The sequence below is a fragment of the Paracoccus sp. SCN 68-21 genome (genome assembly GCF_001724535.1).
GTDB lineage: Bacteria > Pseudomonadota > Alphaproteobacteria > Rhodobacterales > Rhodobacteraceae > Paracoccus > Paracoccus hibiscisoli.
Window position 1 is genome coordinate 1 of the sequence record NZ_MEES01000081.1, and the last position, 10,962, is coordinate 10,962.

At 65.5% G+C, this 10,962-nt stretch carries 8 protein-coding genes; 6 read left to right on the forward strand and 2 right to left on the reverse strand.

Annotated elements, in window-relative coordinates; genetic code table 11:
- Positions 1 to 331 (forward strand): SGNH/GDSL hydrolase family protein (locus ABS73_RS16440; protein ID WP_286693565.1); only part of this gene is annotated, 331 nt, incomplete at its 5' end.
- Between the two features lie 1,193 nt (positions 332 to 1,524).
- On the opposite strand, the gene ABS73_RS16445 is transcribed toward ABS73_RS16440, so the two are convergent.
- Positions 1,525 to 2,739 carry a LamG domain-containing protein gene (locus tag ABS73_RS16445; protein ID WP_277020342.1) on the reverse strand — a complete coding sequence of 405 codons (1,215 nt, stop codon included), beginning with the start codon at positions 2,737 to 2,739 and terminating at the stop codon, positions 1,525 to 1,527.
- 782 nt (positions 2,740 to 3,521) lie between these two features.
- Here ABS73_RS16445 and ABS73_RS16450 point away from each other — a divergent pair.
- From ABS73_RS16450 to ABS73_RS16470, 5 genes are all read left to right on the forward strand, one after another.
- Positions 3,522 to 4,619, forward strand: coding sequence for a glycosyltransferase family protein (locus ABS73_RS16450; RefSeq protein ID WP_277020339.1), 1,098 nt, complete (start codon positions 3,522 to 3,524; stop codon positions 4,617 to 4,619).
- Between the two features lie 7 nt (positions 4,620 to 4,626).
- Positions 4,627 to 5,619, forward strand: a complete 993-nt coding sequence (locus tag ABS73_RS16455) for a glycosyltransferase family 2 protein (RefSeq protein ID WP_277020337.1) — start codon at positions 4,627 to 4,629, stop codon at positions 5,617 to 5,619.
- On the forward strand, positions 5,616 to 6,584 hold the full coding sequence (locus ABS73_RS16460; RefSeq protein WP_277020334.1) for a glycosyltransferase: 969 nt from the start codon (positions 5,616 to 5,618) through the stop codon (positions 6,582 to 6,584). The genes ABS73_RS16455 and ABS73_RS16460 overlap by 4 nt, the downstream gene beginning before the upstream one ends.
- Complete coding sequence (locus ABS73_RS16465; protein WP_277020331.1) at positions 6,584 to 9,007, forward strand: Wzz/FepE/Etk N-terminal domain-containing protein; 2,424 nt, start codon at positions 6,584 to 6,586, stop codon at positions 9,005 to 9,007. The genes ABS73_RS16460 and ABS73_RS16465 overlap by 1 nt, the downstream gene beginning before the upstream one ends.
- A gap of 72 nt (positions 9,008 to 9,079) precedes the next feature.
- Entirely contained in the window at positions 9,080 to 9,328 is a 249-nt protein-coding gene (locus ABS73_RS16470; RefSeq protein WP_277020328.1) for a hypothetical protein, read from the forward strand.
- A 593-nt stretch (positions 9,329 to 9,921) separates the two neighbouring features.
- Here ABS73_RS16470 and ABS73_RS16475 read toward each other — a convergent pair.
- Positions 9,922 to 10,458: an IS110 family transposase gene (locus ABS73_RS16475; protein ID WP_277020346.1), complete on the reverse strand. Its 537-nt coding sequence runs from the start codon at positions 10,456 to 10,458 to the stop codon at positions 9,922 to 9,924.
- Between the last annotated feature and the right edge of the window lie 504 nt (positions 10,459 to 10,962).

Genomic DNA, 10,962 nt, shown 5'->3' on the forward strand with positions numbered 1-10,962 from the left:
TGAAGCGTCGAAACTCCACCTCGATCATACACCTCGATGGCCACCCGAGATTACACCGAACGTGCCGGTGAAATTACACCACGTGCGCGGACACTACCCATATTTCGACGAAATCATCGTGAACCCCGACGCATACGGATTTACCAATGTCACCGAACCCTGCCGCGAGGGGGGCTACGGTCCGGCGACGTCGATCTGTCATTTGCCCGACACTTACTTCTACTATTGGGTCGCTCATCCGTCAGACGCCGCTCACAAACGAGTGGCAGATCGGCTGTATGAGGACGCTCTCGCCTTGCGTGACGGCGCCCGCAAAGGTGCGGGTCACTGACGAGGGCACGAACGCCATCGCGGCCGGCAGTGGGCCCTTTCGAGGGTCAAACAGCGCAAAATCTTATGAGAGCATTCAAGGCCTCGCCGCACCTGTCAGTAAGATCGGGAACATGTCAGATCGCGCGATCGACCTCATGGTAAGCGGAATTGACGACCGTCATCACCCGTGAGTCCTTCGTTCATGACGGAAGGCTGCCGGTTTGAAATTGGTGTTCGGTGGATGGTTCCAAGGCAAGCACACCTGGTGCCGCTCCGTTGGGTCGCGCACGCGTCCGGCGCGCTTCGAGTGGGTCAGGTTGCCCAGCGATGAATGCGGCCCTGACATTGTTGTCGTTCTAGCGCCGCGGGCGAACTTGCGTTGGTTACAGGCCGGGGTATCGAAGATCTCTTTGTTCATCAGTTCGTTGCGCAGACTGCCTTTGAAGCTCTGGAAAAAGGCGTGTCTCACGGCGGCTTGCCGGGGTCGACGCAGGTTAGGCGACGTCCTTCCGCTCGGCCCGTTTCAGGGTCGCTCGGCTGGAGAGATCGGCGCCATTGGTTCACGCCCGAGGGGCGACGGTCCGAATGATCATGGCAAGGGTTAGTCGACCAGCGCTGGTCCGGCATCAGGGCCAGGGGCATCGGTGAGCGTGTTCCACGGGCCCGTTTGCGCCCCCTTCGCCGCCAGACCGAGAGCCCTTCGTCACGGTAGCCCGATGGCCTGATCGCCGGTGAATCCGCCGCGCCTCATTTCTGGCCCTCCTGGTCAGGCCAGAAGGTTGGTCAAACGGGATCAGGCGGAGGGGGAGACGCCAGCACCGGCGCCCGCGGGTCACCTCGGTTGCTGCGCATTGGGTGCCCGCTGCAGCGGCATCAGACTGCGACAGGTCCAGGTCGACGCATCCGGTGATTGGCCTGCACTGCCGTTTTTCAAGATTGCCATGCGGTCAGCCGGATGATCCCTGACGCAACGGCTTTGAGGAGGAAGCAGGCGACCGTCACCTGTCCCATGCCCTAGGCGGCCCATGATCTCGGCGTCGGGGCAGGCCCCGCGTCCGCTTATCGACGGTGCCCCGGTTTTCCACTGGCCGTCCGGTTCCCGATCCGCTTGCTTGCTGCATCACGGGCATTTCAGCACGGGTTGGTGCAACGGTGAACACCCCCGCCTGATCCGGCGGGGGCGTCCTTGAGGCTATCGGGGAGTGTTGGCCGTTACGCCAGTGCCTGAACCGATAGATCCGACCAGGGCGTCATCACGAACCCCGAAGGATAGTAGGCGATGTCACGGACCAGCATGTCGCCCGAATGACCGCGCCCGTCATCGGTAGTGTCCTGCTCGGGCGTGTCGGTGCCGGGTGCCTTCACCGCGATATTGGCCATCGGATACAGCTCCAGGCGGATCTTCATGTCCTGGTGGCGGGCATGAAGGACATGACAGCCGACCTCGATATCGGTGAAGAAGAACGTCACCTCGGACTTGGTGGTGTCCTTGGGGTCGTAGACGATGACGCAGGCCCGGCTGTGATACGCCTCGGTCATGGGCGGGGGCTGGGTTAGCCAATGGTTGACCTCGATCTCGCTGTCGAAGGTGCCCGCGCGGGTGTTGGAACCGGCATGGCCGCAATGCTGGGCAAGGGTGGTGGTACAGGGCGTATCCGCCGCACCCCAGCAATGGTTGAACTTCTCCAGAATGTCGATTTCCGGGGGCCACTGGGTCCAGCTGCCCTGGGCGCCCGTCGTGCCGCGACCCACCAGCCAGAAGGCAGGCCAGGAATAGCGACGGATCGGGATCTTGGCCTCCATCCGCCAGACGCCTTCGACCCCGCAGACGTCGTTCATCGTCTGGCCCTGGATGATCACGGCCTGATGGCGGAACAGCCGGCTTTCGAATTCGGGCCGGGCATCCGTCGGAAAGGCCAGCGTGTGCAGCCGCAGGGCCTTCTCTGCCGCGTCGTAGGCGATGGAGGTCTGCGCGGTGGTGGGGAACTTGTCCTCGTTCATGTAGAGGCCGGTTTCCCCGTTGCCGTCCTGCGCGTAGCCATGCGACAGGCGCGACCGCCAGACGGGGCTGCCGGATTTGTCGAAACCGGTGTCGGAATGCTTTGCGGTCGCGGGGTCGAAGGCGTTCTTGCGCTGCGCTTTCGACACGGCCAGCCGGCGCAGGGGACGGTGGAACTGGGGCGTCATGACGGGATGCGCGGCGGCGTCGCCCAAACCCCTGACGCGGATCTCGACGCCGAACTTGCGGCCTGCCGCATAGGTCGATTTGGCGACCAGCCTGAGGTAATGGCCCAGGTCGTCACCCGGCGACCACCGATAGATCACATCCATCCCGACAAAATTCTCGGGTTGCGTCGGCACGTTGCCGGCATTGGTGACGCCGCCGCTGATGTTCACCAGGTGGGTGACGTGACGATAGTTCCCCACTGTATTGGCCGAAGCTGATGAGAATGGAGATCTCGCGCTGACCGGCGGCAACCTCGATCACGGCGGGAATGGTGATCCGGCTGCGGGTTCGGGTGCGGGCGTCGCGACGGGTTCGGGCTCTGGCGACAGGATCAACGGAACCGAATCCAGTCGGTCCAGCCGCGCACTGATGGCGGCAAGCTGTGCGGTGATGCTTTCCAAGATGGGTTCGAGATCGGGATCGTAGGCCGTGTCTCATATCTTCTGCTCAGTATTCGATGCGCGGCCAGAGGTGGCCTGCATCGCGGGGGGCGGGACGGAGGGTCGAGACCCTTGCCTCCGCGGTCACGGCGGCAGGTATCGGTGTAATTCATCTGCCGCGTTTCGAGACGAGCGAATCTGTCGACCAAGCTGCGCGTGTCAAAGGTGTCGGCGATGTTCACCGACTGGTAATGGATATGAGGAAATGGTTAATCATCGGACATGACAGTGCGGGCTGCATGTGCGCTGGTTGCGCGGCGCGTCTGCGGCGCAACTCTGGCGCTTGCCCAGGGCCGGGAAACTGCCTTTCCGGTCACCAACTCACGCTTCCTTGTCGCTCATTCCGACAAATCGGCCTATTCGGCTGTTTTCCCGCACGGTCGAATTGTCTATCCCTTGCCCAGACATCCGTGGCCATCGCCACGCTTTTTGCCGGTTCTGCATCACGATCACCCCAGCGGCTCTTTCTGCCGGAGATTCCTTTGTTCATTACCTACCTTGCCCATGACCTTGATGATCCGTCGATCTGGAGGCGCGTCCACATGCTGCGTCGGGGCGGGGCGCAGGTCCGGGTCGCGGGGTTCAGGCGCGGGCAGGGCGCCTTGCCGGAGCCGGCCACGGTTCTGGGGCAGACGGCCAATGGGCGCATGATCCAGCGGGTGCGCGCGATCCTGGGCGCCTGGCCGGGCGTGGGGCGGGCGCTGCCGCCGCAAAACCCCTCGGAACCCGAAGTGATCTTGGCCCGCAACCTGGAAATGCTGGCACTGGGGGCGCGGCTGGCCCGTGCCCGCCGCGCGCGTCTGGTCTATGAGCTTCTGGACATCCATGGCATGATGTTGGGGCAGGGCGCGGCGGCCCGCGTGCTGCGCCGGGTCGAGGCCGCCCTGATGCGGCGCGCCCGCCTGGTCGTGCTGTCCTCGCCCGCGTTCCACAGCCGTTACCTGCGCCCCTACGCTCAGCCTGACATCGCGTCCCTGCTGGTCGAGAACAAGCCCTTCGCGTCCCCGGACCCGGTCCTGCCCGCCCCCGCGCCGCAGGGCCTGGCGCATGGCGGGCCGCTGATCATCGGCTGGTTCGGCATGCTGCGCTGTCGCTGGTCGCTGGAGGTGCTGGACCGGCTGACCCGCGCGCATCCGGGGCGGTTCCAGGTGATCCTGCGCGGGCGTCCGGCGCTGGATGTGATGGGCGATTTCCAGGAGGTGATCGATGCGAACCCCGATCTGTCCTTTCTGGGTGCCTATGACTGGCCCGCGGACCTGCCCAAGATTTACGGCGGCATCGACGTGGCCTGGCTGATCGACCGCTATCAGGCCGGCCAGAATTCCGACTGGCTGCTGCCGAACCGGCTGTACGAGGGGTGCCTGAACGGCGCGGTTCCGGTCGTTCTGGACGGCACAGAGGTCGCGCGCCGGGCATCCGCATGGTCCTGCGGCATCACCGTCGCGGCCCCCACGCCCGAGGCCGCCGCCACCGCCCTGTCGGGGATCGACTCCGCCGGACTGGCGGCGCTGCGGTCGACGGTCGCGGCGCTGCCCCGGTCCGCGCTGGAGATGGACGATGACGAATGCCGGTCGCTGACGACGGCGATCTGCGGCGTGGGCGTGGGCCAGCAGACTGCGGCCGCCGTGACGGCCAGCTGAGGTTCCCATGCCCACACCCCGTGTCCTGATCGTCATTCCGGCCCTGAACGAGGCGCGCCACATCGACGGCGTGCTGGACTTCGCCACGGGCTTTGCCCGGCGCGCGGGCGGGCTGGTCGTGGTCGTCGATGGCGGCTCTGCCGACGGCACCCGCGACATTGTTCGCGGCCGGATGAGTGCCGATCCGCTGATACGCCTGATCGACAACCCCGACCGCCTGCAATCGGCGGGCGTGAACCTGGCCGTCGCGCAATTCGGCGAGGGGGCCGAATGGCTTTTGCGGCTTGATGCCCACAGCGCCTATCCTGATGATTACGGCGACATCCTGCTGGCCGAGGCGCAGCAGACGGGGGCGGACAGCGTCGTCGTCTCCATGCATGCAAAGGGGCAGGGCTTCCTGCAGACCGTGATTGCCGAGGCGCAGAACTCGCGCTTGGGCAATGGTGGTTCGGCCCACCGGCTGGCGGGCGGCGGGGCCTGGGTCGATCACGGCCATCACGCCCTGATGCGGATCGCGGCTTTTCGGGCGGTCGGCGGCTATGACGGCACGTTCAGCCACAATGAGGATGCCGAGCTGGACCATCGGCTGACCAGGGCGGGCCACCGCATCTGGCTGACCGGGCGGACTGGGCTGACCTATTTCCCGCGCGCGCAGCTGGGTCCGTTGATCCGGCAATACTACAATTTCGGCCGGGGCCGCGCCCGCAACCTGCGCAAGAACAACCTCCGCCCCGCAAGGCGGCAGGCGATCGTCGCGATGCTGGCGCCCGCTGCGGCGGTGGTGGTGCTGGCCCCGGTCAGCCTGCTGTTCGCCGCCCCGCTGATCCTGTGGCTGCTGGCCTGTGTGGCGGGGGGCGTGATGATCGCCGTCCAGACCGGGCGGCCCCAGGGGCTGCTGGCCGGTCTGGTCGCGGGGACGATGCACATGGCCTGGTCGGCGGGGTTCTGGCGCCAATGGCTGACCCGCAGCCCCGCCCCGCCGCAACAGGAGCCCGCATGACCGCGCCCGCCTTTCACGACCGGGTGCTGATCGGCATCTGCACCTTTCGCCGCCCCGAACTGGCCGCGACGCTGGCATCCCTCACGGCGCTGGCGGATTGCGGCCTGCCCACGGCCATCGCGGTGGCCGACAACGACGCTGAACCCTCGGCCCGGGCGCTGGTCACGGCGTCGGAGCACCCGCTGTCGGTGACCTATCTGCACGCGCCACAGGCGAACATCTCGATCGCGCGCAATGCGCTGCTGGATCACGCGCGCCAGACCGGGGCGCGGCTGCTGGTGTTTCTGGACGATGACGAGACGGTCGAGCCGGGCTGGCTGCGCCAGCTGGTCGCGGCTTGGCGGGCGGGCGACGCGGGCGCGGTTCTGGGTCCGGTGCGGGCCCATTACCAGAGTGACGCGCCGAAATGGATGGACGAGGCCCGCGCGCATGACACCCTGCCGGTCTTTGGCAAGGACGGCGCGATCACCAGCGGCTATACCTGCAACGTGCTGATCGACCTGGCCGACCCCGCTGCGGCGGCGCTGCGCTTTGATCCGCGGCGTGGTCGGTCGGGGGGCGAAGACAGCGCCTTTTTTGCCGACTTTCTGGCCGCAGGCGGGCGGATCGCCTTTGCGCGCGACGCGCTTGTGCACGAAACCGTGCCCTCGGACCGGGCGCGGCTTGCGTGGTTGCTGCGCCGCCGCTATCGGATGGGTCAGACGCATGCCAGTCTGGTCGCGCGGGGGCGGTCATGGCCGGCACGTGTCGGCGCTGCGGGCGTGGCGGCGGGCAAGGCCGCGATCTGCGGCGGTCTGGCCCTGTTGGGTGTGGCACGCCCGGCGTGGCGGAACCGCCAGCTGATGCGGGCGGCGCTGCATGTCGGTGCCGTCGCCCGGCTTGGCGGCGCACGGCAGATCGAGCTCTATGGAACGGCGCCGGCGGTGACTGACACCAGCCCCCGCTTGGGACCGAAGGAACGGTGATGGGACGCGAACTCAAGCCCTATGACGGGGCAAATGCCTATGGCGACGCACCGGCCGCGCCCGCGCAGACCATCGATCTGCGTCGGCTGATGGTGGCCCTGCGGCGGCAGCGGCTGACGATCATCCTGCCGGCCGTGCTGGTCGGTGTCTTGGGTCTGGCCTATGCCATGGCCAAGCCCGAGACCTACAGCGCCTATTCCAGCCTGCTGCTGGACAGCAACGTCAACCGTTCGGTCCAGCAGGCGGGCGGCATCGCCACCGTCGCCCTGCCGGCCGAGCGCATCGAGAATGCCCGCGTTGTCCTGGAATCGGACAAGCTGGCCAATGACGTGCTGAACCTGACCGGGTTGCAGGACAATCCCTCGTTCATGAACCCGCCCCGGTCGGCCTTCACCTCGGCGATCGGCCAGGTGATCGGGACCGCGCTCAGCCCGGTCAGATGGGCCCGTGACCAGCTGACGGCGCTGACCACCCCCGCCGATGTCGCAGAGCCTGTCGCGATCCCCGAAGGGACCGCCATCACCGATCCCGCCCGGCGCCTGGCGGCGATGCGGTTGCAGGGCGGCATTCGCGTTGCCCGCATCGGTCAAAGCTCGGCCGTTGCGGTCATGTTCGTGTCCCATGATCCGGCGATCGCGGCGCAGGTCGCGAATGCCTATGCCGATCTTTATGTGCGCGACATTCTGGTCGCCAACTCCGATTCCGTGGGCCAGACGACCGCCTGGATGCAGACGCGCCTGGAGGAGCTGCAGCGGCAGGCGCAGGCCGCCGCCAACGCCGCCGAGCGTTTCGCGGCCGAGAACAGCCTGGTCGAATTCTCCTCCGGCGGCCTTCTGACCGAGCAGGCGCTGAACGAGCTGAACTCCAACCTGACCGCCGTCCTGACCGAGGCCGCACGGGCGCAGGCGGTTCTGGACACTTATGAACGCGCGGTCGAAGGCGGCGTCGAGGGGCTGACGAACAACAACAGCGCCCTGGCCATCGGCGGCGACGTCTCGCTGGAGCTGCGGGCGCGGCTGGATTCCTACAACGATGTCCAGGCGCGGCTGCAGCGCTTGTTGACGACCTCGGGACCGGATCATCCGCAGGTGGCCGGCCTGCAGCAGACCCTGGCCACCACCGCGGAACGCCTGTTCGTCGAGCTGCAGGCCCGCCGCGCCGAGGCGCAGAGTGCCCTGGACGTGGCCAACGCCCGCGTCGAGGCGCTGCAGCAGAGCGTCCAGCAGGCGTCCGAGCGCAACAGCGACCAGGCCGCCAACTTTGTCCGCCTGCGCGCCCTTCAGGAAGAGGCCGCGACCCTGTCGACCATCTATCAGCAGACCCTGACCCGCTCTCAGGAGATCGAACAGCAGCAATCCTTCCCGGTCTCGAACGTGCGCATCCTGTCCTATGCCCAGGTTCCGACCTCGCCCTCGGGGCCGGCGGTCCTGCGCACGGCCCTGGCCGCGACCCTTCTGGGGCTGTTCCTGGGCATGGCCGTCGCCGCCCTGCGGGAATGGCGCGAGCGGTCGTTGCGCACCGCGGCGGATGTCACCGAGCATTCGGGCCTGCGCTTTCTAGGCCACCTGCCGGTGCTGCCGCCGGTGCGTCGTCAGCGGGGGGCGGGCGCGTCACGGAACGCCGTTCGCAGCCCGGCCATCCCTCCCGCCCATCGCGGAGAGACGTTGCCCGTGGTGGCCAAGGTCAAGCCCCCGGCGATCGACGTGCCCGTACCCGTGCTGCACTATCCTGATTCCGTCTATGCCGAAACGCTGCGCCATGTCCGCCTGGCGGGCGAGGCGGTCGGAAAGCCCCTGCCGGTGACCGGCGTGACCTCGTTCCACCCATTCGAGGGGCGATCCTCGGTCGCGTTCAACCTTGCAGGCCAGCTGGGCATCGGACACCAATCCGTTCTGCTGATCGACGCTGACAGCCGGGGGCGGGCACTCAGCCGGATGCTGGGCCTGGACCGCAAGCCCGGCCTGACCGACGCGGCCGCCGAACGGGGCGATTGGCAGAGCATGCTGGTCAGCATCGCGGACACGAACTTGGTCGTGCTTCCCTGTGGCCTCGATCAGGGCGGTCCCTCGGACGACCTGCTGACCGGCCAGCTTCTGGCCCGGATCACACAGGAGGCGGGGGCACGCGATTTCAGCCGTGTCATCGTCGATGTACCGCCGCTCTATCCGGTGGCGCAGGGCCGCGCGATCCTGCATGAGCTGGCGCAATTCATCATCGTCGCGGAATGGGGCAAGACATCCAGAGCGATCACCGAATCAGCCCTTGCGGAGGATCAGGTGCTCGAACAGCGGTGTCTGGGTGTGGTCTATGACCGGGTCAACCTGCGCAAGTTGAAGTCCTTCCTCCTCCCCGGAGAGATGGAGAATTATCTGGGCGGACCCAAGTATTACATGTCTCTTAAGCAGAAAATGATGGGTCGGTAACTTTTTTTTAACCTTTCTCATCAATTTTGCATTTAGTTGTGATACCTTGAGGCACCTGATGAGAGATGCGGCATGTATGTCCTGTTCTACCTTGTAGCCGCCGTCGCGACTGCTGTCGGTGCCATGTTCGCCGCCAGCGGCATGGGCTATTCGATGTGGCAAAGCGTCGGTGTGGCGTTTCTGGCCCTGCTGGGTCTGCAGGTGCTGGGACTGGCCTATGTGGTCTATGCCGCGACGTCGGGCAGTCGCGTCGCCTTGCGCAGCCGCCCAAAGGCAGACGATCGGGACACGCGGAACCATCTCTCCATCATGCCGAAATAGCGTTCACCTCGGGTGTTTGCTTGCATGGACTGACCGCGCGGATGAATCTGCCGATCAGGGCTGGGCAAGCAGAATGCCAAGCCCGATCCGCAGTTCCACTACAGCACATGTGACCGCAATAAATGACGTCATTGAAGGTCACAACGCGGGGCTGTTTGTCTCGTGAACGGTCGGGATAGGCCAAGCCAGTGTCTTGCGGGCGGACCAACCCCAGAGCTGCAAGGCAGATACGAAAAGCCGCGCCCATCTACGGGTGGGCGCCGTCGTCCGACAAGACTTGATCAAGGTGGCCGGCACCTAGCCGGCCTTTCACATCAAGATAGACCATCCAGTCTGAACCGCTTCGGGTTTGCCGGAGGCTCGGCCTCCTGAGTAGCAACTGTGTTTCAGGAGATGGCGCCTTGGTAGGTTGTTCCGGTTCGCATCATTGCGTTCAGCACGGTCAGGAGTTTGCGCGCGCAAGCGACGATGACGAGCTTCTTGGCCTTTCCGGCTGCAAGCAGGTGCTCTTTGAACGCCCTGAACCGCGGGTCGAACCTGCTGGCAGTGAGTGCTGCCAGATAGAGCGTTCTCCTGATCGTGCCGCGTCCACCTCATATGCTGCGTTTGCCGCGTCGATGTCCGGAATCATTGGCATGTGGTGCAAGTCCTGCGAGCGCCGCGATACATCGTCGGTCCAGATCGCCAAGTTCAGGGAGTTGCGCGATCAAGGTTGCTGAGACGACGGGCCCGATCCCCTTGATCTGACGCAGACGAACGGCCTGATCGCGCAAGTCGGCCTGTTCTTGGATGACAGCCTCCATCTCTGCTTCGACTTTCGCCAAGCTGGCTTGCAGGGTCTTGATGTGTTGCGAGATGCTACGCCGGATCCATTGGTCCTGCGTTGTCCTCAAGCGGTTCTTCTCGGCAACGATCATGGCGGAGATGTCGGTGCGGTGCGCCGTAAGGTCAGCCAAACGCTGGCGTTCGGCAGAACGTGGGCGCCCCGGAACCAGCTGTAGAGCGTGTCCCATCTCGGCCAGGACCCGCGCATCGACACGGTCACTCTTGGCCAGACGCCCGGTAGCGCGAGCAAATTCGCGGGCCTGCCGAGGATTGACGCACGTCGCCTGCCGTCCGGCTTCGGACAGGGGGACATGACAGGTCGCTCATAGCCGCCGGAAGCTTCGAGAATGACGATGGATGAGCCGACCGACGCCGCAAACTTGCGGAGTGATCGGCGGTCGGTCGGAATTCTCTCATGCCGCGAGGCGGCAGGGTCACACACGTCGATCCAGTCTTTCGCAACATCGACGCCGATGTAGGTTTGGGGCAAAGTCACTGTCCTGTCCTGTCCTTGATATTCGGGGTCGGCACGGCGGTCGCCCCTTGCAACTGTTCAGGTTCATGTGGTGGCGGCGCAGATGAGCCCCTTGCTACTCAGCGGGATCGGCTCCCCGGGATGGAACGGGGTCCCACCTGCGTTCCCAGTATGCCCGACCTTGAACACACAAGGATGGAGCATCCGGAGCAAGCCCGCGAACAAGATTTTCCGCTAGAACATTTCGCTTTTAACCTGACACATAGCCTGCAGCGTGGAAGTAGTTCCAGCATTCTTCGGGTGAGAACATGCTGCAGATGTCACCAAGGGCTTT